Source organism: Syntrophorhabdus sp., assembly GCA_012719415.1.
GTDB lineage: Bacteria > Desulfobacterota > Syntrophorhabdia > Syntrophorhabdales > Syntrophorhabdaceae > Delta-02.
Window position 1 is genome coordinate 1 of record JAAYAK010000027.1, and the last position, 19,895, is coordinate 19,895.

Sequence of the window (19,895 nt, forward strand, 5' to 3'; positions counted from 1 at the left end):
CGAAGGAACGGGGTACCGGCCCATGTCCGTCGAGGCCCGAACCCTGGGGAGGTGAGACAATGATCAGTTACGAGAAGGCGCTGGAGATGGTGCTCGACCACGTTAGCGCGCTCAGGCCGGAAAGACGGGCCATCCTCGAAAGCGCGGGTCAGGTGGCGGCGCAGGATGTCCTTTCCGATATCGATCTGCCCCCGGCCGACATAGCGGGACCGGACGGGTATGCCGTCAGGTGCTCCGACCTCCTGACGGCGGGCAGGGATACCCCTGTCACCCTCGGCATCATCGGCACCGCCCGAGCGGGACGGTCGACGAAGAGAACCGTCAGGCCGGGAACCGCCATCCGGATCATGGCAGGTTCCCTGGTTCCCGAAGGGGCCGACTGCGTCGTCCCTTTCGAGGACACGGATGAACCCGGAGACAAGAACGGGCCGAACCGGGAAAATCCGTCGACGGTCAATGTCTTCTCCGCCGCGGAGAGAGGGACCGGCATCCGCCGCGCGGGAAGCAACGTGAAGAAGGGGACCGTGGCGGTGTTGAGGGGAATGGCTCTCGGGCCCGCGCAGGTCTCGGCGCTCCTTTCAATAGGGCAGACGAGGGTCACCGTGATCAGACGTCCCGTGGTAACGATAATAGCCACGGGTGATGAACTGGTCGATCCGGAAAAGCAATTGTCTCCCGGAAAGACATACAATTCCAACGCCGCTGCGATCGCCTCCCTTGTCGGCCACTATGGCGGGATTGCAAGGATCCTTGGCGTTGCGCGCGACAATGAGTCATCCGTCCTGGAGAAGTTCCGAAAGGGGCTCGATTCCGATGCGATCATCACGAGCGGCGGTATTTCCCATGGCGACTTCGACCTTGTTCGCCTCATCCTCGGGAGGATCGGGAGGATCCTCTTTTCTCAGATCAACATGGGTCCGGGCGCCGGCGCCGTCTTCGCCCTCATCAACAGACCTCCCGCGAGGGCCAAAAGCGGTGAGATCCCGGTATTTGCCCTTTCGGGCTCTCCAGCGGGCTGCCTCATCAATTTCGAGACCCTCGTTAGACCCGCTCTTCTCAAGATGCAGGGGCTCGCCCGGTTAAGCCACCCTTGCGTGGAGGCGACAGCCGCCAATTCGGCGGTCAACAGGAAGGGCATGCCCTGCGTAAGATGGACATATCTCGAGGAAAGGGACGGGAAATACAGGGCCGTGATCAACGCGGGGGGCAACAAGGCAAACCTGACATCGATCGCGATGGCCAATTCGCTGACGATCCTCCCCGAGGAATCGACGATAAGGGAGGGAGATGCCGTGCGGGTCCTGCCCCTCGACTGGGGCCGGTACCGGCCCGGACCCTGCGCGTGAAGGATGGTTGCCGTGATGACATACAAAAAACGCTGGACAGCTGGTCACACCCCTTCCCTGCCAGATCTGCTTCTCGGGGTCGCATGTTCGCTCATGGTAGCCGCGCTGACGATATTTTTGCCAGCTGGCGGGCTGCAGGCGAGAGAACTTATCGACATATTCGGCAGGAAGGTCATCGTGCCCGACCACATACGGCGAGCCTACGCGACATCACCGCCGGCCACGTACATGCTGTATGCCATGGACCCCGGCGTCCTCGCGGGCTTGAACACACCCGTCAGGGAATGGGAAAAAAGGTACCTCAGGAAGGACATGCAGCAGCTTCCCGTGCTCGGGGGATGGTTCGGGCAGGGCAATGTGCCGAATATCGAAATGGTCCTGAAGGTGAATCCCGAGATCATCATTGCAACGAGCCTCAGTTCCTTCGTCGACGCAAGGACGAACAAGACACTGAGGGGCGTTCCCATACCGGCCGTGAGCGTGAAAATGGAAAGACTCTCCGATTATCCCCAGGCCTTCACTCTCCTTGGTGAGGCCCTCGGCCGCCGGGGACGCGCGCGCGAGTTGAGCGAATATGCCCGGAAGACGATCGCGAGGATGTCGGCGACCGTTCAGGCCATACCGCCGCGACAGAGGGTAACGGTCTACTATGCCGAGGGGGAGGACGGGCTCAGCACCGAGTGCCACGGATCCATGCACGTCGAGCTCATAGGGCTGGCCGGCGGTCGCAACGTTCACCGCTGCCCGTCAAAGGATGTTTACGGCATGGAGAAGGTCTCCATGGAACAGGTGATGCTCTATGACCCGGAGGTCATCCTCGTCTTCGAGCCTCTCTTCTTCAAGACCGTCTTCTCCGATCCCAGGTGGAGCCAGGTAAGGGCGGTAAAGGAACGGAAGGTCTATCTCATACCGAGACAGCCTTTCAACTGGTTCGACCGCCCTCCCTCCTTCATGCGCCTTATCGGCCTCAAATGGCTGACGAACCTTCTCCATCCAGACCTGTACCGAGTTGATATCATAAAGGAAACACGGGACTTCTTCCGTCTCTTTCTCGGTATCGATCTCTCCCGCAAGGAGGCCCTGGAGCTAATACACCCCCCGGAAAATGTCTCAGGGCGATGAGCGTGGGTCTAGAAAAAAATGCTTGACATCGTTATTACCGTATGTATATAACACTATATGATCGTTGAAAGACATATCCATTATGTCCGGGAATCCGGAAGACAACAGGCAAGCGCGGGTACACCGGATGATATGACGGGAACCAACCTTCAAAGGAGGTTCATCCCTTTATAACGCTACTCCTCTCATAATCCTTTCTATTGGGGATGTGGTCGCCGCGTGCATATGGCCGGGCGGCCATATCTCTTTTTGGGCGCACTCTTCGTTCACCGACCGGTGGACGTGTCATCGGTCTGTCAGCATCCGGGCTCACCGGGATGACCGCAGCACCCGCGCATCGTGATGATCTTTTTCGTGTTGTTGCGCAGGAGGAGCCACACCTTTCGCCACAGGGGCATGTCGGCGTGAAGGTTCGTCAGGAAGGCCCGCGCGCTCGGCCTCCCGTGATCGTGGTCGTGGCCCTTCACGGCTTACGTCTTATCGCCGATGAGCGGCAGGGTCCTGTCGATGTGGAAGTACACGACGAAACGTTTCTCGCCCTTCTGTTCCTCCGGGATCCTGTATGTCTTGCGCCAGCGGAACTGCTCGATCTTCGCGGGATCCGACTCTTCACGGATCTTCGTCAAATAGAGACGCTTCCCCACGAAGGCGTTCTCCTTTGCCTCCGCGAAGATGTAGGCGGCATGGGGGTTCGACTGGAGGTTGGCGTGTGTCAGCCGGTCCGTCATTATCCACACCGCGGTCTCCTCGTCGACGAAATGGGGGCGGGAATAGACCGCCGCGTCAACGATGCCCTTGGCGTCCGCCGTGGCAAGAACGCCCCTTCCCAAAGTGTTCTCAAAGTATTCGCTGAGCTTCATGGGTCCTCCTCTCTTTCGTTACTGCCTGTTTTCCCATTATAGCAAAGAACCGGCTCTTTGGTATAGAATTACAGGAGGGACAGATGGACGTATTGCCGCAAAGGATCGAATGCATCAGGGATGGGCTGCCGGGCCGGGGGCCCGTGGCGTACTGGATGAGCCGCGACCAGCGGACCGCGGACAACTGGGCGCTCCTCTTCGCGCAGGAGACGGCCCTCGCGCACGCCCTTCCCCTCGTCGTCGTGTTCTGTCTCTCCGATTCCTTCCCCGGGGCGACACTGAGACAATACGGTTTCATGCTCCGCGGCCTCGAGAAGGTCTCCAACCGCCTCCGCGAGCTGTCCATCCCTTTCTTTCTCCTGACCGGAGAGCCGGCCGACACCCTGCCGGGATTCATCGAGCGCTACGGCATTTCTTTTCTCGTTGTCGATTTCGATCCTCTTCGTATCAAGAAGCAATGGAAAAAGGCAGTGGTTCCAAGGACGAGGGTCCCCGTGTACGAGGTCGACGCCCACAACATCGTTCCCTGCCGTGCGGCCTCTGATAAGCGCGAATATGGCGCCCACACCATAAGGAAAAAGATACGGCGGCTCCTGCCGGTCTTTCTGGACGACATGCCCGTTCTTCAAAGACACCCCTGGGACTCGGGGCTCACGGGAAGCACTGTTGATGCGGAAACCCTGCTTGAGACCGTAAGGACCGACCGCTCGGTGGAAGAGGTCGATCGGGTTCTGCCGGGGGAAGACGAGGCACGCATCGTGCTGCGGTCTTTCATCGAGGAGAGGCTCGACCGATACGAGAGCGAAAGGAACGACCCTGTCAGGGACTGCCAGTCCAACCTCTCACCCTATCTTCACTTCGGACAGATATCGGCCCAGCGGGTGGCGCTCGAGGTCAGGGACTGCCCCGCCTCTATCCGGGCGAAGGATGCATTCCTCGAGGAGCACATCGTTCGCAGGGAACTTGCCGACAACTACTGCCATTACACCCCCGACTACGACAGCTTCGACGCCTTTCCCGAATGGGCAAAGAAGACCCTCGACGACCACAGGACCGACAGACGACCTTATCTCTATTCCCTGCGGGAACTCGAGATGGGGCATACCCATGACGAGCTCTGGAACGCCGCCCAGGCACAGATGGCAAGGGCGGGAAAGATGCATGGCTATCTGAGGATGTACTGGGCGAAGAAGATACTGGAATGGACGGCCTCCCCTGAAGAGGCAATGTCGGCGGCGGTCTATCTCAACGACCGGTATGAACTTGACGGTCGCGACCCGAACGGGTACACGGGCATCGCCTGGAGCATCGGCGCGGTGCACGACAGGCCCTGGGGTGAACGGAATGTCTTTGGAAAAATCCGGTACATGAGTTATAATGGGTGCGCGTCGAAATTCAACGTGAAACGCTACATAGAGACGGTCAAGTCCGGCACCCGGGGCTAAAAAGGGAGGGAGCAGGATATGGCGGGGAAGATATCCATACCGAGCACGACACGGAAAGGCGCCGCGGATGTGACACGGCGGCTCAAGGCCTTCGACAGGAAGGAGTCCTTCGCGGTCCTGGCAACGGATGACCGGGGGAAACCCTACACGTCCCTCATCTCCTTTGCCCTGACACCCGACCTCAGGCAGGTCATTTTCGCAACACCGAAGGGCACCCGGAAGTTCAAAAACCTCACGGGTACGAGGGATGTGGCCCTTTTGATCGACAACCGCTCCGATCAGAGGAAGGGCTTCGTTGAGACACAGGCCATCACCATCATCGGCACGGCACGGTCTGTCCGCCGCGGCAGGGGATGGCTGGAATACGCGGGAGTATTCCTGAAGAAGCATCCCGAACTGGAGGAATTCCTGAACGCTTCCACGACGGCGCTCGTCGTTGTCGACATCACGAGCTGCGTCCACGTGGGTCACTTTCAGACCGTCACCGTGGCAGACTGGGCAAGCAAGGAGAGCTAAAGGACCATGTGGAACTGGAAACCATTCTTTGAGGACGAAAGCATCAGCGTCTTTTGCGACCTGGACCAGATCATTGACACCGAAGCCGACGAGAACGGCCTCTACGCCTCACCGGACTGTTACCGTCCACTGCCCCTTCGCTTCGGCGTGTTCCTGTCCATCGTCCTCAAGAAGAAGGATGATATGGGGCGGTACTTCGAGGAGCGCAAGGCTCGCTCCCTTCCCCTCAAGGGATACAGGTCCTACCGGTATTCCCTCTGTCTCGCGGAGATAGACATCCGAAACATGCGCTGCCGCGTCCTGCCCGCGGGCGATTATGACTCAAAGGACCGTGAACTCGGCGACACCTGCATCATAACGGACATCACCCCGCCGATCCTCCCCGGCATAAACGACGAATGGAAACCCATACGCTCAAAACGCTCCCACCCCATGATCCGCGCCCTGGCGAAGATGTTCTTCCCGAAAGAATAAAGGCGGCCTCTCGCCCGTTCGTTCCTCACTCAAGCCCGCAGAGATCGCAGAGAAAAGATTCGGCCGGATTTCGGAGCCTTCCAAAATCCGGCCGACTTTGCATCCCGCTTCGCGGGAGGGAAAAAAGAGGATTCTTTTCGGGTGGTACTGATGCGGGAGGGGAGACAGGAAGGTCTGGCGGGTGAGGTAGTATCGGGGTTGGAGCATGGAGGACATATTAGGACCCATAGGACTCATGACTACAGCGGGGATGAGGGGGAGAGGTAGTTTAAAAATCAAGGATACTCTTTTCTCTCCCGCCGGGACGGCGGGACGAGAAGGCCGCCGGATTTTGGGAGGCTCCGAGATCCGGCGGCAGTCTTTTCTCTCTTTTCCGTCTCTCTTTGCGTCCTCTGCGGTCTTGAGAGAGGAGCGAACGCGACGAACGGGCGAGAGATAATGTCCTTGTTTTCAAATTGACATCATTCCTTCCGTCGGGTTATATAGTGGGCATGATCGAACGGTATACGCGGGAACGGATGGCTCGGGTCTGGACGGACGAGAACAAGTACCGCACGTGGCTCAACATAGAGGTCCTCATCTGCGAGGCGTACACGGAGCTCGGCCTCATCCCTGAAGAGGACATGAAGAACATCAGGGAGAAGGCCAACTTCGAGGTCGCCAGGGTGCTCGAGATCGAAGAGCGGACGCGCCACGATGTGGTGGCCTTCATCGAGAACGTCGCGGAGTACGTCGGGCCGTCTTCCAAGTATATCCACATGGGAGTCACCTCGTCGGACATACTGGACACGTCGTTCTCCTGCCTTCTCAACGAGGCGGCGGACATCCTCATCGAGGACGTGGTCGCGCTCATGGAGGTCCTCAAGGAGAAGGCATACGCCTGCAAGGACATGCCCGCCATCGGCAGGACCCATGGCATCCACGCCGAACCGGTCACTTTCGGTCTCAAAATAACCCATTTCTACGACGAGATGAAACGGAACCTGGAAAGGATGAGGACCGCGAAGGAACGCATCCGTCATGGGAAGATATCGGGCGCCGTCGGCACCTACGCGCATGTCCCGCCCTCCGTCGAAGAGCACGTGTGCGACAAGCTGGGGCTCAAGGTGTGCCCCATATCGTCGCAGATCATTCCCCGTGACTACTACGCGGAGTTCTTCACGGCCATAGCGCTCACGGGCTCCACCATCGAGCGGATGTCCATGGAGGTGCGCAACCTCCAGCGGACCGAGGTGGGCGAGGCCGAGGAGTTCTTCCGCAAGGGACAGACGGGCTCCTCCGCGATGCCCCACAAGAGGAACCCCATCGCTTCCGAGAACCTCTGCGGTATGGCGCGGCTCCTCCACGGCTTTGCCGTGACGGCGATGGAGAACATCCCCCTGTGGCACGAAAGGGACATCAGTCATTCATCGGCGGAGCGTGTCATGGCCCCCGACGCCACGATCGCTCTCGACTACATGCTTGAAAGGGTGAAGAACGTCTTCAAGAACCTCCTCGTCTACCCCGAGAAGATGCAGAAGAACCTCAACATCACCCGCGGTCTCTATCACTCGGAGGCGATACTCATCGCCCTCATCAGGAAAGGCCTCACGAGGCAGGAGGCATACAAGGTCACCCAGGGCGTGGCCATGCGCTGCTACGAGGGCGGCCTCGATTTCGTCACGGAATTGAAGAAAGACACCGAACTCGCCAAACACCTGTCAGCGAAAGAGATCGAAGAAACCTGCACCACCGAACATTACTTCCGCCACATCGAAACCATTTTCAAGAGAGTGTACGGGTAAAAGACGGTTAGAACCGTTGGCACCGTTAGAACAGTTGGAACCGTTGGAATCGAGAAGGCTTGCACCAACGAACACTACTTCCGACACAGACACCGTTTTTTGATGAAGACGGCTTGAACGGCTGTTGATAGGCCGCACAAACCGGATGGACAGTTTCCTCCTAACCCAACGTTCTTCCTAGATTCCGGCCTTCGCCGGAATGACGAGCGAACTGAAAAGGAAACGGACGTGTATCGGCAACCTGCTAAACGGTTCTAACGGCTCCAACGGTTCCAACGGCTCCAACGGTTTGCTTAACAAGCCGCTTTTACGTATCGTATGTGGAGATCGTAAAGGATGCCGTCGATGAGGCGATCTTCGTCGGGGTTCAGGTTGCCCCTGGTCTTTTCCTTCAAGATCTCTATGATCGTGATCGTCTGCTTCGCCAGGGGGAGGTTTGTATTCTTTTCGTTGCTGATCGGGTCCGGCAGTTCTCCGAGACAAACCATTGCCGATGTCGAGAGCGAGAGTATGAACGTGGAAAAGTTCAGTTCGGGAAAAAGATGCTCTTCCGCTGCCTCGCAGGTACCCACCTCGTCCTGCACCTTTTTCTTGATATCATCCAATTCCGCCATGTAAGCCCCCTATAGGAGAGTATCAAGCTTTACCGGGGCGAAGAAGAGACTGTCGTCCCTTTTCACCTGGTAAAGGATGTAGTTCCTCTTGAGTCCTTCTACCATGAAGGTGTCGAAATCCTTACGGTTCTTCACCGGATTGTTGTTGATCCTGACGATCACATCGCCCTTCTTCAAACCCGACCTCATGGCGATGCTCCCGGGGAAGACCTTCACCACCACCGCGCCGTCCCTGTCACGGAGACGGTATTTCAACCTGGGGTACCCCGATATGTCGGAGACCTTCATACCGCAGAGGATCTGGTCGACGGGTTGCGGCGAGTATTCCTCCACGTCGGCCGTGTCGATGGTGACCGTATATCTCTTGCCGCCGCGGGTGAGCCGGACCGGGAAGGTGTCCCGCGACTTCACGGAACGGATGGCGACCTGGATCTTCAGGGATTCCCGGATCACCCTCCTGTTGATCTCCGTGATCCTGTCCCCCACATTGAACCCGTATTTCGCTGCGGGACTCCCCGGTATGACACGCTCGACAAGAAGGTAGTTCTTCTTGTCCTCTTTCTGTCTCCCGATGAAAAGACCGAGAATGGGCCGCGTCAGCTTGCTCTCGGTGAATTCCGAAAGGATGGTCATCACATCATCCATGGGGATGGCAAACCCTATCCCTTTACCCTCGCCGTAAATGGCCGTAACGATGCCGATGGGGACACCGTCGACACCGAGAAGGGCGCCGCCGCTGTTACCGGGGTTGATCGCGGCATCCGTCTGGATGAGGTTGGCGTAGACCTTGTTGTCTATCCGCAGGTTACGCCCGAGGGCGCTTACGACCCCCAGGGAAACGGAGCTGGAAAGGCCGTAGGGGTTCCCGATGACTATGGCCCTCTCACCAACGCGGATCTTCCTTTCCCTGATCGTGAGATGGGGAAAATCCGTCTTATCGGACACTATTTTCAGAAGAGCGATATCGTATTCCGGATCACTGCCGAGCACGTAAGCCTCGTATTCCTTTCCGTTCATGAACTTGACCCTGATGTTTATCGCACGGGCTATGAGATGCTCGTTGGTGACCACAATCCCCTTGGGATCAAGGACCACGCCGGAACCGATATTCTCCACGAGTTCTTCCACTTCGTCCTCGCCGGAAAAATATCTCCTGAAAAGGGATGGTGATGATTTCTTCTCTTCCGACTCTGTCTTGAGGAGTTCCTCGGTCTTGATATTGACGATCGCCTTGCTCGACATCTCGACAACATCGGCCACCCTGTCGTCCTGCTGGACCTGAAGCTGCCTCTGTCCGAGGGCGGCTCCGGGCACAAGAAGGCAGAAGGCCATGAGGCCGAGGACCGAGAGCGGCCCGTACAGGCTCTTCATCCTCCCTTTCTTCCCGGACAATGGTTTCGCAGGTTCTGTCGTCATAGATGGTACCAGGGACCAGCGCAGGACGCGTCCCTCTCAGGAATGACCCTCCGCGGACCTGCGGCGTTTCTTGATGAGCTTCTTCACCGAATCGAGGATGATGTGTGCGATCTCATCCTTGCTCAGCCGCGGCACCTGTTTGGTGGCCCCGGAACGGTCAATGATCGTCACCTCATTCTCCTCGGAACCAAAACCGATCCCCTGCTGGGCAACGTTGTTGGCAACGATAAGATCCAGGTCCTTCCTCCTGAGCTTGTCGATGGCATGCTCGATGATATTCTCCGTCTCCGCGGCGAACCCCACGACTATTCTGTCGCCTTTCACCCTGCAGACCTCGGCTATGATATCGGGGTTCTTCTCGAGTTCGATCGTCATCAGGTTCGTATCGCCCTTCTTCTTGATCTTCTGGCAATTCTCGTTCCGGCACCTGAAGTCGGCGACCGCGGCGGCCTTGATGACGACCGTGCAGTCCCTGTGGTGCTCCATGACGGCGTCCCTCATCTCGCAAGCCGTAACGACGCGCTCTATCGTGATGTCCTCGCGGGGCGCCGGGATGGGCGTTTCGCCGGTGATGAGGACCACCTCGGCTCCGCGCCTGCGGGCCATCTTCGCGATAGCGTAGCCCATCTTCCCCGACGACCTGTTGGTTATACAGCGAACGGGGTCGATGTATTCCGTCGTCGGTCCCGCTGTCACCAGTATCCGCTCGGAGCGCAGGTCCTTCTCGGTGAAGATATCCTCTATTCTTTCAACGATCTCCTCTATCGCCGGAAGGCGCCCCTTGCCTTCGGTCCCGCAGGCGAGGTCGCCGCTCGCCGGTTCCATGAGCTCGTACCCGGCCTCTTTCAGCTTCATGAGGTTCGCCTGGACCATCTTGCTCGACCACATCTTGGTGTTCATCGAGGGCACGAAAAAGACGGGCACTGTTGTCGCCATGACCATGGTGGTAAGAAAATCGTCCGCTATTCCATTGGCTATCTTGCCGATGATATTTGCCGTCGCCGGTGATATCACGAGAAGATCGGCTATGTCGGAAAGAGCGATATGCCCTATCTTGGAACCCCTGAAGAGTTCGAACATCTCGTGGATGACGGGGTTCCCGGACAGCGTCTGGAAGGTCAGCGGCGTCACGAACTGCATGGCATTCTTCGTCATGACAACGTGCACGTTGGCGCCGCGCCTCGTGAGGAGCCTGATGAGTTCCGCCGTCTTGTATGCCGCGATGCCGCCGGTTATCCCGACGATGATCTCCTTGTTCCGCAACATGCTGAATTGGGTATCCATGATCTTAAATGTTGAGACCCAGTCTCCTTATGAACCTCGTGAAGAGATTCGCCTTGGGCACATAGACGGGAGAAACGATGTTCACCTTGCCGATCACCTGCCCGTTCAGTTTGAGCACCAGTTCTCCAAGCCTCTGCCCTTCCTTTATTTCCCCCTTTATCCGCTCGGGCAGGAGGATCTCCCGCGTGATGGCACCCTTTTTGTCGACTTCCATCGGGTAAAGGAAACTCTTCTCGGTCACTCCTTTCATTTTTCTGTATTTACCGTCGACGAGAAAAACGTCCTGATCGATCACTTCCCCTTTTTTCACAACGTTCATCATTTTATACCGGGCAAAGGCCTTTTGCAACTTTTCCATGGCGAAGCTGTCGCGCACCTTTCCCGAGGGACTTCCCATGACGACCGCAATGAACCTCATGTCCCCCCGTTTTGCGGTGGCCACGATGTTGAATCCCGTCTGGGAATAGTAGCCCGTTTTGAGACCGTCGGCTCCGGCGAATTTCCCCAAGAGCTTATTCGTGTTTGTGAGGACGAACTTGCCATCCCTGAAGGTGTCATTCTGGATGGATGTCCACTCCAGGATCTTGGGGTTCTTCAGGAGCTCCCGGGCCAGGACCGCAAGGTCGCTGCACGAGGTCAGGTCCTCTTTCTCTCCCTGTGCCGGCGGCAGGCCGTGAACCGTGTGGAACTCGGTATTGGCGAGCCCCAGCGTCTTCGCCTGCGCGTTCATGAGATTCACCATCTCATCCTTGCTGCCGGCTACATACTCGCTTATGGCATAGGCCGCGTCATTGCCCGAAGCGACCATCATTGCCTTCATGAGGTCCTCCAGGGTGAAGACCTCGCCCTCCTTGAGATAGACCTGGCTTCCGCCGATCTTCGACGCCTCTTTCGATACGGTCACCTTGTCCGTGAGCTTGATGCCGCCCGTCGCGAGCCTTCCCATGACCACGTAGGCCACCATGAGCTTCGTTATGCTCGCGGGAGCCCGCCTTTCGTCCATGTTGCTCCCGTCTATCATCTTGCCGCCCTGGGCCTCGACAACGACAAAGGACCTGCAGGGAGGCTCGGCCTCCTTGCTCTGCCGCGCCGGCGGCGCTTTCTTCCCGGCGGCCCCCCGGGCCGCGGCCTCTGCCGTATAACTGACGAGGCACAACGATAGGGCGATAAACAATACCAATAGTTTTTTCATATCCTCCAAGTTCCTTACTCTACTTGCTCAATTTGTCCATAAACATTTTTATGAGGTCTATGGGCAACGGAAAGATTATGGTCGAGTTCTTCTCCGTTGATATCTCTATCAATGTCTGCAGATACCTCAACTGCAAAGACATCGGGTTCTGGGACAGGATCTCCGATGCCTCGGAAAGCTTTGTGGCCGCCTGAAATTCACCTTCGGCGCTGATAACCTTCGCCCTTCTCTCCCTCTCCGCCTCCGCCTGGCGCGCAATGGCCCGCTGCATTTCCTGAGGCAGATCTACATTCTTCACCTCGACGTTGGAGACTTTTATGCCCCAAGGTTCCGTATGGGTATCGAGAATATCCTGAAGCCTGTCGTTCAATTGCTCCCTGTGTGAAAGCAGGTCGTCGAGTTCGGCCTGACCGAGAACGCTTCTTAAGGTAGTCTGGGAAAGCTGGCTCGTCGCGTAGAGGTAGTTCTCCACGTCGATGATGGCCTTCAGGGGATCGACAACACGGAAGTAGACGACGGCGTTGACCTTGATGGAAACGTTGTCACGGGTTATGACATCCTGTGGAGGTACGTCAAGGACAACGGTCCGCAGGCTCACCTTCACCATGCGGTCAATGATCGGAATAAGGATGATGAGACCCGGCCCCTTCGGCGTGCCGAGCACCCGACCCAGCCTGAAGATCACACCCCTCTCGTATTCGTTCAATATCTTGATGGCGCTAAAAAGAAAGAACACGACGATAACGACGATAAACAGGATCGGAATGGAAAACATGCTCTTACCCTCCCTTTTTTCTTACCTTGATGACAAGCCCTTCCATCGCGGTGACCACGATCTCCTCGCCTTCATCGATCGCCTCGTCACTGTGGGCATTCCAGAGCTCACCGTGGACCATGACCTTTCCCTTGCCGCCTGCCGTTATGTTCGTCCGCGCTGTCCCCGTCTCCCCGAGAAGCCCCTCGGAGCCGGTCTTCACCCTGGACAACTGGGCCTTTACGGCAAAAGAGAGGATGCCGAAAACAAATATCGCCGATATGACAGCGACGATGAGGATGGTCGTGAAGGATATGGCAAGCGGGCTGCCCGGAAGGTCGACGAGCATGACCGAACCGATGACGACGGACACAATGCCTGCGATACCCAGAAGCCCGTGGCTGACTATCTTGACCTCCAGGATAAAGAATACGATACCCAGGAGGATCAATGCAAGCCCGGCAAAGCTGATGGGTATCGCCTGGAAGGCGTAGAGAGCGAGGATGAGAGAGATACCCCCGATGACACCGGGGAATATCGTGCCCGGGCTGTAGAACTCGAAAAGGATACCGTATATCCCGATCATCATGAGTATGTACGCCACGTTGGGATCGCTCACGTAGGCGAGGAAGCGGAACTTGAAGGGCATTGCGATCTCTGTCTTCTTCGCACCCTTCGTGCGCAGTACGACCTTTCCTTTCCTTGTCTCCACGGTCCTGCCGTCCATCTGTACCAGGAGGTCGTCTGTGGAATCGGCCACGACATCGATGACCTTTTGCGCCAGGGCATCCCTCGCCGTTATCGAGATGCTTTCCGTGACCGCCTTCGCAGCGAAATCAACGTTTCTTCCCCGCCTGGCGGCAATGCTCTTCGAATAGGCTTCCGCGTCGCTGACCACCTTTTTCATCATCACTTCGTCGGTCTTTTCCTTGCCGATGCTGACAGGGTGAGCGGCGCCCGCGTTGGTCCCGGGGGCCATCGCCGCCACATGGGATGCCAGAAGGATGATGGCGCCCGCGGAGGCCGCCCTCGCCCCCGGCGGGGCGACATAGACGACGACGGGAAGGGGTGCGTCCATTATCCCCTTCACTATGTCCCGCATGGACGAATCGAGTCCCCCCGGTGTATCGAGGAGAACGACAAGGGCCTCGGCATCCGCCTTGCCGGCCTTTTCAATGCATTCTCCGAGGAACCCCGCCACAGGCGGGTTGATCGCACCCTGTATGCGGACCGTGTACACATCTTTTGCGTGGGAGAGTGATGCGAAAAGAACGACTGCGCAGATAAGCGCAATGACGAAGCACAGTCTCTTCATCGCTTTCCAAAGATCTCCTTGAGTCGGCTTTCGACGGGAGCGGGGACGAAGCTGGAGACGGAACCGTGGAACGCGGCGACTTCCTTGATCGTTCTCGAACTGATGAAGAAATAATCCTTGCTGGTCATCATGAAGAGGGTATCCATGTCGGGATTGAGGGTCCTGTTGATGGAGGCCATCTGAAACTCGTACTCAAAGTCGCTCATGGCGCGCAGGCCCCTGATGACGAAACGGGCGTTCACTTTTTTCACATAATCGATGAGCAGGCCATCGAAACTGTCGATGATCACATTCTTGTTCCCGTTTATGGACTGCTGGATGAGGTCCTTGCGCTCCTCAAATGTGAAAAGTCCCTGCTTTTCGATATTGTATGCGATGGCGATGATGACCGTGTCGAAAAGCTCGAGCCCCCTCGTGAGGATGTCGAGATGGCCGAAGGTCACGGGATCGAATGAACCGGGGTACACTGCGAGCGTCTCTTTCATGGTCTCTCCTTGAACAACGGGGTTGTGGGGCCTCTGAACAGCGAGATCATCGTGTCGCCGTATTTCCTTGTTCTTGCTTCTTCAGATCCCCCAAAAAGGGACAGGCAGTCGCCTTCCCGCCTCGAGTACTCGGCTATGGTAATTGTATTGGAATTCCCGAGTGGATGTTTATCAAGAAGTGTCATTGTGCGTGTCACATATCCCATTTCGTAAGGAGGATCCATGAAGATCACATCGTACATGCACTTCCTGCCATAGAGCAAAGGGACTGCATATCTTACATCCATATGTAACACTTGGCAATACTTATTTAATCCCGTTCCGGCAAGGTTCTTCCCGATGAGGTCCGCCATCTTCCCGTTCGCCTCCACGAGTGTCGCCGAGGCCGCGCCCCGGCTCAGGGCCTCTATGGAGAAGGAACCGGAACCGGCGAAAAGATCGAGGACGGACAGGCCGTCCACGCTTCCGATCATGTTGAAAAGAGCCTGCCTCACCTTGGAAGAGGTATACCGGGCCACGTCACCCGGCAGGACACGGATCGACACGCCCTTGAGCCTTCCTCCCGTTATGCGCAGCGTCGCCATGGGTCCTATCCGAAGAGCGACCTCGTCACGTCGGCTATCCTTTCCATACCTTTTATCTCGTGGGCCGCAAGATACAAGAGGGTCAGGGTCTTGCCCTTGTATGTCTGTCTCAGTTCTTCGATATAGTGTTCCTGCATGGCCTTGCGGAGGCGATGGAACTCGCAGTCGGCCTCCTGCACCACGTTGTTGATGACGATGTTCTCGACGGCGAGCCGGTTGTCCTCGAGCTCGCCGATGACCCGGTTCGTCATCTTCACGCCAAGGGCCTCGGGGATGGTGACGATGAGGTACTTCACGCACGCCCCGTCCCTGATAAACTCGACGATACGCTCGGAAAGGGCCTCCCAGCCTGCAATTATCTGCAGCAGCGTCTTCTTCGATTCCTTGAGGCGCATCGTATCCTTCACCTTCTCGAAGTAACCATACATGTTCATGTAGAACTTCGTCGCCGCCTCCATGTGGGACAGGAAAAGCTGGGGCAGTCTGAGGAGCCTCAGGGTGTGCCCGGCGGGGGCCGTATCCCACACGACGACATCGTAGCTGCCGCCTTCCACGAGTTCCATGATGAAGCTCAGCATGTACTCCTCTTCGATCCCGGGAGCGGTGCCTATGTACTCGACGAAATCGTAATCGACGCTGGCAAAGGAAGACACGACCTCGTAGATCTCCGGACCGAAACGTTCCTTCCACCGTGCAAGGACGATGTCGGAGGAAACCTCCAGCCCGTAAAGCTCGAGGGCGTCATCTATACGGGTCTCCCTGTCGCCTATCTCTTTTTCGAAGATGTCCGAAAGAGAGGGCGCCGGATCGCTCGTAATGATGAGCACCTTCCGCCCGTCCCGGGCCATCTTCAGGGCGATCGCCGACGCGCACGTCGTCTTGCCCACACCGCCCTTACCGCCAACCATGATAAGCTTGACCCCGGATCCATCGATACCCGCAAGTCCCATAGGCGAACATCATACCATCTTTGACGCCGGAAAGACAGGGAAGACGGGGAAGACCGTCTCAGGTCCTTATTCTTCCTCGTGACCCGTGAACATCGCCTTTGTATGGGAAAAGGGGGTCTTGCCCAGGGTTGCCATGTAGAGGTGGACAATGAGATAGATGAGGAAGATGTATCCCACGACCACGTGGATGGCATCGAGGACGCGGATACCGCCCGTGGCGCGGATAATGCCGTAAAAATCCATGATGTTGCCGAACACTATCCCCGTCACGATGATGATCGGCATCGCGATGATCATGATGAAGGAGTAGGCGAGTTTCTGCAAGGCGTTGAACCTGGACTCCGGTGAGGGTACGAAAGGATTCGCGCTGCCCTGAAAAAGACCGTGGATGTAATAGGCCAGTTGACCGGGAATGGACCGTATGTCTTTGAGGGCGATGACGTAGTGGGTCGTAAACCCCCCCGCGATGACGTATGCCAGGATCCAGAAGAGAAAGAACACCGTCAGGGCGTAGCCGGCATACTTGTGCAGGGCCACCACCAACCCGTAGTCCGGTATGATGACGAGGCCTGTGAACCGCAGCTGAGCCCCCGTGACGACCAGGATAAAGATGAGAAGGGCGTTTGCCCAGTGCCAGATGCGGATAAGGAGAGGATGAAGAGGAACAGTGTTGTTTGTCATCGTCTGAACACCATCCTGAGAACAATATGGAGGCAAACAAAAATGAGCACCGCGATGGAGAGGAAAACCCCGACGATATCGATCCACTTGAACCCCAGTTCCTTCACGATCTCGTCGCGCGCCTCACCCCGCGCCCCGACAAGCGCCCTTATATCGCTCCACCGTGCCTTCGTCTCGCCGAGGAGGAAGAAATTGAGGGCGATCGAAGACGGCATGGCCGCGAGGACCGTCCCTTTCACCGGCATGTAGAAGAGACCCTCCGTCTCCGGCAGCACGAGGTACATGGATTGATAGAAAGGCGCGTCATTGGAGTGACATGTCGTGCAAACCTTGTCCCTCTTCTGCACCTGCGAGTAGTCATGGTGGATATCGGTGACTACGATCGATCCTTCGACCCCCACCACACCTTTTGTTGTCCTTCCCAGGTCTTCGAAGAAAGGAACGACCTCCGAGGGGACTATCCGGTCATCGCCGTTCGCGTCGATAAGGTCCTTGGTCTGTTTCGTTCCGCCAAAGGCCGCCGTGATATCATCACGGGTAAGACGTCTCCTTCCGTCCTTTTCATGGACGTTGACGTTGAAGACCATGCTCTTTTTCGAGCGCGGGCTGTGACAGGTGGAACACTCGAGGTACATGAAGTGGAGTTCCGCGTGGGGCAGCCACCGGTGATGCTTCCTGTAATCCCCGTGGCAGCGCACGCACACAGCCACCCGCTCCGCCGCACCCAGTTCCCGGTACGCCTTCACCTTGTGGGGATCGTGACAATCGGTGCACTTCGCCGCCCCTCCCTTTGCGTGCTTCGTCCCCTTGTAGACATTGTAGACCTTGTCGTGGCATTTCGCGCAGACATGGTCGTCTATCCGCTCCTGCGACACGTGGCAGTCGGCACACGCCACTCCGCCTTTCCCATGCGCCGTGAGGCGATACAGATCGACGATGGGCAGACGGGGGATAACACTGTGGGGATCAAGGGCCATGCCGATCTTCTGCCCCCGGGCGTTGATCTCCAGGGTGGCTTTGTGGAACACCTTGTTCTCTACATGACAGCCGTTGCAGGATATGGCCGTCGGGCCGACGGCATGGGAGCTGCCCGTCGCGGAATAGAACCTTCTTATCCTGTAGCCGTCCCCTACCACCGACTGGGAATGGACGAGAAAATCCTTCCACTCCTTCTCATCGACGAACCGGTTCCCGTCCTTGTCAAGAACGTCCCGGGTGATGGATTGCCTCAACTCCACCCTGACGTTTATCTGCCCCCGAGCGTTCTTTGCGTGACACCCGACACAGTTCATCTCGGCGAGGTGTTTTCGCGCCGAGGGGAGCTTCTTGTGGGCCACGGACGCGTGGCAGGAAGCGCATGTCTTCGTTTCCTGCCGGGGAGCATGGACGTTGTGGCAGGACTTGCATTTCAGACCTTTGCCGGAATGAACGCTCGCCTCATGCTGCTTGACGGCATCCCCGTGACAGGACGCGCATTCCGGTCTCTTGAGCTTCTCCGGATGAGGCAGGTCCTTCGCATCACTGTGACAGGCAACGCATTTGACCTTCCCATGGTCTGCTTTCTGGTATTTCTCATGACAGTCGAGGCAGTCCTGTGCCATGCCACAAAGAGGAAAGAGGAAAAGGGAGAGGACCGCCGCGAGGAAGAAACGTTTCATTCTCTTGTTCACTCCGCTGTATAATACCTCCAAAAGACCTGAAATGCAATCACCCGGGTTCATTCTTCCCGATTTCTCCTGTATATTTCTCCCGTCCTGCCGATAATACATCATAGCCCGCCGGGGCATCAGAGGACCTATGGCCGAACTTTCGCAATCCGATCTCGACGCGCTCTTTGTCAACCTCGACCCCGCCGGGACAGAACAACCCGCCCCTCAGGCCGACACCGCGGAGGCACAGAATGAGGAGACCGACCTCAACAAGCTCATGGCCGACCTCGAGGCACTCCACGTCAACACCACACCGGAACCCCAGGAAGCCGCACCCGCGAGCTCTCTTTCGGACAGCGAAAACCTCTCCCAGGACCAGATCGACGCCCTGCTGAAAGAGTTCCTGGGGTAAAAGCGAAAGACTTTATCTCACGCCCGCTTCGCTCGAGGGTGCTGGGTTAATGAGAAGAGCACACAGAGAAAAGATTCGGCCGGATCTCGGAGCCTACCAGGATCCGGCCGTCTTTGCATCCCGTCTCCGACGGGAGGCAAAAAAGAGAGTTTTGTCTTCAGATGGAACTCAAGGGGAAGAGGGGACAAGAAGGTGTGGGGGGCGTGAGGTAGTATAGGGGTTGGAGGAGAGAGTATAGGACCTATAGGATATATAGACCCATAGGACCTATGACTGCAGGGGGGATGAGGGGGGACAGGTTCTTTAAGGATAAGGATATTCTTTTCTCTCTTTTCCGTCTCTCTTTGCGACCTCTGCGAACTCGAGCGAAGCGGGCGAGAGATAAGGTTCTTCAGCCTTTCCCCCGCTCCCACCTCACCCCCCGGATACCGAGAGGAGGCGTTCCAGTTCTTCGATGAAGGCTCTCTGGCCCTTGATGATCTTTGTCTTTGCCGATGGGAGGTCGAACCAGGCGGCCCTGTCGGCTTCGGGGAATTCGGCCATCTTGCCGGAACGCGGCGGCCATTCCATGGAGAAGAGGTTGCTTTTCATCTTCGTGGTGTCGCAGTCGCCCTCGAAGGCCCAGGCGGCTATCACCTTCCCGCTTGGCTGCTTGACCGGCGGCAGGGCGAAAAACTCGCCTTCCCCGGGGAATCCCGTCTCCTCCTCGAATTCCCGTATCGCCGCCAGGAGTTCGTCCTCTCCGGGATCGATCAACCCTTTCGGGATGCTCCAGGCCCCGTCATCCTTCCCGGACCAGAAAGGCCCCCCGGGATGGATGAGCAAAACCTCGACCGCACCCCCGAGCCGGCGATACATCAACAATCCCGCACTTCTTTTTCCCTCCCGGGCAGTCACATACGTCTCCCTTTTCTCTCCATTGCAGCTGAGATCAACCAGCCCTTCCAGTGGAAGGGCGCGACAGAGAAATTCCACCAGACCCTGTTCTTTTGACGTTCAAGCGGCTCAAGCC

At 57.3% G+C, this 19,895-nt stretch carries 21 protein-coding genes; 7 read left to right on the forward strand and 14 right to left on the reverse strand.

From position 1 onward, the window contains the following. Positions 1-59: 59 nt before the first annotated feature. Both GXX82_01425 and GXX82_01430 read left to right on the forward strand, forming a co-directional pair. Positions 60-1,346, forward strand: a complete 1,287-nt coding sequence (locus tag GXX82_01425) for a molybdopterin molybdotransferase MoeA (GenBank protein ID NLT21687.1) — start codon at positions 60-62, stop codon at positions 1,344-1,346. 15 nt (positions 1,347-1,361) lie between these two features. Continuing rightward, the gene (locus tag GXX82_01430) at positions 1,362-2,468 is read left to right on the forward strand and encodes an ABC transporter substrate-binding protein (GenBank protein NLT21688.1); all 1,107 of its coding nucleotides are present in this window, start codon (positions 1,362-1,364) and stop codon (positions 2,466-2,468) included. Between the two features lie 296 nt (positions 2,469-2,764). Here the strand turns inward: GXX82_01430 and GXX82_01435 are convergent, their stop codons facing one another. Then, positions 2,765-2,935 carry a hypothetical protein gene (locus GXX82_01435; protein ID NLT21689.1) on the reverse strand — a complete coding sequence of 57 codons (171 nt, stop codon included), beginning with the start codon at positions 2,933-2,935 and terminating at the stop codon, positions 2,765-2,767. 3 nt (positions 2,936-2,938) lie between these two features. Beyond that, positions 2,939-3,328, reverse strand: coding sequence for a pyridoxamine 5'-phosphate oxidase family protein (locus GXX82_01440; protein NLT21690.1), 390 nt, complete (start codon positions 3,326-3,328; stop codon positions 2,939-2,941). Between the two features lie 83 nt (positions 3,329-3,411). Between GXX82_01440 and GXX82_01445 the strand changes: the two genes are divergently transcribed. The 4 genes from GXX82_01445 to GXX82_01460 all read left to right on the forward strand — a co-directional run bounded on the left by GXX82_01445 (position 3,412) and on the right by GXX82_01460 (position 7,547). Beyond that, a complete protein-coding gene (locus GXX82_01445; GenBank protein ID NLT21691.1) occupies positions 3,412-4,773 on the forward strand; it encodes a deoxyribodipyrimidine photo-lyase in 1,362 nt (453 codons plus the stop codon). An 18-nt stretch (positions 4,774-4,791) separates the two neighbouring features. Then, the gene (locus GXX82_01450) at positions 4,792-5,289 is read left to right on the forward strand and encodes a pyridoxamine 5'-phosphate oxidase family protein (protein NLT21692.1); all 498 of its coding nucleotides are present in this window, start codon (positions 4,792-4,794) and stop codon (positions 5,287-5,289) included. 6 nt (positions 5,290-5,295) lie between these two features. Beyond that, entirely contained in the window at positions 5,296-5,763 is a 468-nt protein-coding gene (locus tag GXX82_01455; protein NLT21693.1) for a hypothetical protein, read from the forward strand. A 491-nt stretch (positions 5,764-6,254) separates the two neighbouring features. Next, entirely contained in the window at positions 6,255-7,547 is a 1,293-nt protein-coding gene (locus tag GXX82_01460) for an adenylosuccinate lyase (protein ID NLT21694.1), read from the forward strand. Between the two features lie 293 nt (positions 7,548-7,840). Here GXX82_01460 and GXX82_01465 read toward each other — a convergent pair whose 3' ends face one another. From GXX82_01465 to GXX82_01515, 11 genes are all read right to left on the reverse strand, one after another. After that, on the reverse strand, positions 7,841-8,161 hold the full coding sequence (locus GXX82_01465) for a DUF1844 domain-containing protein (protein NLT21695.1): 321 nt from the start codon (positions 8,159-8,161) through the stop codon (positions 7,841-7,843). 9 nt (positions 8,162-8,170) lie between these two features. Further along, a complete protein-coding gene (locus GXX82_01470; protein NLT21696.1) occupies positions 8,171-9,532 on the reverse strand; it encodes a PDZ domain-containing protein in 1,362 nt (453 codons plus the stop codon). Between the two features lie 81 nt (positions 9,533-9,613). Beyond that, positions 9,614-10,843: a bifunctional phosphopantothenoylcysteine decarboxylase/phosphopantothenate--cysteine ligase CoaBC gene (coaBC, locus tag GXX82_01475; GenBank protein NLT21697.1), complete on the reverse strand. Its 1,230-nt coding sequence runs from the start codon at positions 10,841-10,843 to the stop codon at positions 9,614-9,616. Between the two features lie 22 nt (positions 10,844-10,865). Then, on the reverse strand, positions 10,866-12,053 hold the full coding sequence (locus GXX82_01480; protein NLT21698.1) for a D-alanyl-D-alanine carboxypeptidase: 1,188 nt from the start codon (positions 12,051-12,053) through the stop codon (positions 10,866-10,868). A 19-nt stretch (positions 12,054-12,072) separates the two neighbouring features. Next, on the reverse strand, positions 12,073-12,828 hold the full coding sequence (locus GXX82_01485) for a slipin family protein (GenBank protein NLT21699.1): 756 nt from the start codon (positions 12,826-12,828) through the stop codon (positions 12,073-12,075). Positions 12,829-12,832: 4 nt separating this feature from the next. Beyond that, positions 12,833-14,122, reverse strand: a complete 1,290-nt coding sequence (locus GXX82_01490; GenBank protein NLT21700.1) for a nodulation protein NfeD — start codon at positions 14,120-14,122, stop codon at positions 12,833-12,835. Then, positions 14,119-14,607 (reverse strand): pantetheine-phosphate adenylyltransferase, encoded by a 489-nt coding sequence (coaD, locus tag GXX82_01495; GenBank protein NLT21701.1) that lies wholly within the window; start codon positions 14,605-14,607, stop codon positions 14,119-14,121. The genes GXX82_01490 and coaD overlap by 4 nt, the downstream gene beginning before the upstream one ends. Beyond that, positions 14,604-15,191 (reverse strand): 16S rRNA (guanine(966)-N(2))-methyltransferase RsmD, encoded by a 588-nt coding sequence (rsmD, locus tag GXX82_01500; protein ID NLT21702.1) that lies wholly within the window; start codon positions 15,189-15,191, stop codon positions 14,604-14,606. Before rsmD ends, coaD begins: the two co-directional genes overlap by 4 nt. A 5-nt stretch (positions 15,192-15,196) precedes the next feature. Further along, positions 15,197-16,141 (reverse strand): ArsA family ATPase, encoded by a 945-nt coding sequence (locus tag GXX82_01505; protein ID NLT21703.1) that lies wholly within the window; start codon positions 16,139-16,141, stop codon positions 15,197-15,199. Between the two features lie 66 nt (positions 16,142-16,207). Beyond that, on the reverse strand, positions 16,208-16,822 hold the full coding sequence (locus tag GXX82_01510) for a cytochrome b (GenBank protein NLT21704.1): 615 nt from the start codon (positions 16,820-16,822) through the stop codon (positions 16,208-16,210). Then, a complete protein-coding gene (locus GXX82_01515; protein NLT21705.1) occupies positions 16,819-18,480 on the reverse strand; it encodes a hypothetical protein in 1,662 nt (553 codons plus the stop codon). The genes GXX82_01510 and GXX82_01515 overlap by 4 nt, the downstream gene beginning before the upstream one ends. 139 nt (positions 18,481-18,619) lie before the next feature. Between GXX82_01515 and GXX82_01520 the strand changes: the two genes are divergently transcribed. Next, entirely contained in the window at positions 18,620-18,883 is a 264-nt protein-coding gene (locus tag GXX82_01520; GenBank protein ID NLT21706.1) for a hypothetical protein, read from the forward strand. Positions 18,884-19,297: 414 nt separating this feature from the next. Here GXX82_01520 and GXX82_01525 read toward each other — a convergent pair whose 3' ends face one another. Then, positions 19,298-19,741, reverse strand: coding sequence for an NUDIX domain-containing protein (locus GXX82_01525; GenBank protein ID NLT21707.1), 444 nt, complete (start codon positions 19,739-19,741; stop codon positions 19,298-19,300). Positions 19,742-19,895 lie beyond the last annotated feature (154 nt).

Excerpts from the sequence above, each read along its gene's own strand:
- GXX82_01510 (NLT21704.1), bottom strand. The coding sequence starts at position 16,822 with ATGACAAACAACACTGTTCCTCTTCATCCTCTCCTTATCCGCATCTGG.
- GXX82_01460 (NLT21694.1), top strand. The coding sequence starts at position 6,255 with ATGATCGAACGGTATACGCGGGAACGGATGGCTCGGGTCTGGACGGAC.
- GXX82_01430 (NLT21688.1), top strand. The coding sequence starts at position 1,362 with ATGACATACAAAAAACGCTGGACAGCTGGTCACACCCCTTCCCTGCCA.
- GXX82_01520 (NLT21706.1), top strand. The coding sequence starts at position 18,620 with ATGGCCGAACTTTCGCAATCCGATCTCGACGCGCTCTTTGTCAACCTC.
- GXX82_01440 (NLT21690.1), bottom strand. The coding sequence starts at position 3,328 with ATGAAGCTCAGCGAATACTTTGAGAACACTTTGGGAAGGGGCGTTCTT.
- GXX82_01525 (NLT21707.1), bottom strand. The coding sequence starts at position 19,741 with ATGTATCGCCGGCTCGGGGGTGCGGTCGAGGTTTTGCTCATCCATCCC.
- GXX82_01470 (NLT21696.1), bottom strand. The coding sequence starts at position 9,532 with ATGAAGAGCCTGTACGGGCCGCTCTCGGTCCTCGGCCTCATGGCCTTC.
- GXX82_01425 (NLT21687.1), top strand. The coding sequence starts at position 60 with ATGATCAGTTACGAGAAGGCGCTGGAGATGGTGCTCGACCACGTTAGC.
- GXX82_01490 (NLT21700.1), bottom strand. The coding sequence starts at position 14,122 with ATGAAGAGACTGTGCTTCGTCATTGCGCTTATCTGCGCAGTCGTTCTT.
- coaBC (NLT21697.1), bottom strand. The coding sequence starts at position 10,843 with ATGTTGCGGAACAAGGAGATCATCGTCGGGATAACCGGCGGCATCGCG.
- GXX82_01450 (NLT21692.1), top strand. The coding sequence starts at position 4,792 with ATGGCGGGGAAGATATCCATACCGAGCACGACACGGAAAGGCGCCGCG.
- GXX82_01445 (NLT21691.1), top strand. The coding sequence starts at position 3,412 with ATGGACGTATTGCCGCAAAGGATCGAATGCATCAGGGATGGGCTGCCG.
- GXX82_01480 (NLT21698.1), bottom strand. The coding sequence starts at position 12,053 with ATGAAAAAACTATTGGTATTGTTTATCGCCCTATCGTTGTGCCTCGTC.
- rsmD (NLT21702.1), bottom strand. The coding sequence starts at position 15,191 with ATGGCGACGCTGCGCATAACGGGAGGAAGGCTCAAGGGCGTGTCGATC.
- GXX82_01505 (NLT21703.1), bottom strand. The coding sequence starts at position 16,141 with ATGGGACTTGCGGGTATCGATGGATCCGGGGTCAAGCTTATCATGGTT.
- GXX82_01515 (NLT21705.1), bottom strand. The coding sequence starts at position 18,480 with ATGAAACGTTTCTTCCTCGCGGCGGTCCTCTCCCTTTTCCTCTTTCCT.
- coaD (NLT21701.1), bottom strand. The coding sequence starts at position 14,607 with ATGAAAGAGACGCTCGCAGTGTACCCCGGTTCATTCGATCCCGTGACC.
- GXX82_01485 (NLT21699.1), bottom strand. The coding sequence starts at position 12,828 with ATGTTTTCCATTCCGATCCTGTTTATCGTCGTTATCGTCGTGTTCTTT.
- GXX82_01455 (NLT21693.1), top strand. The coding sequence starts at position 5,296 with ATGTGGAACTGGAAACCATTCTTTGAGGACGAAAGCATCAGCGTCTTT.
- GXX82_01465 (NLT21695.1), bottom strand. The coding sequence starts at position 8,161 with ATGGCGGAATTGGATGATATCAAGAAAAAGGTGCAGGACGAGGTGGGT.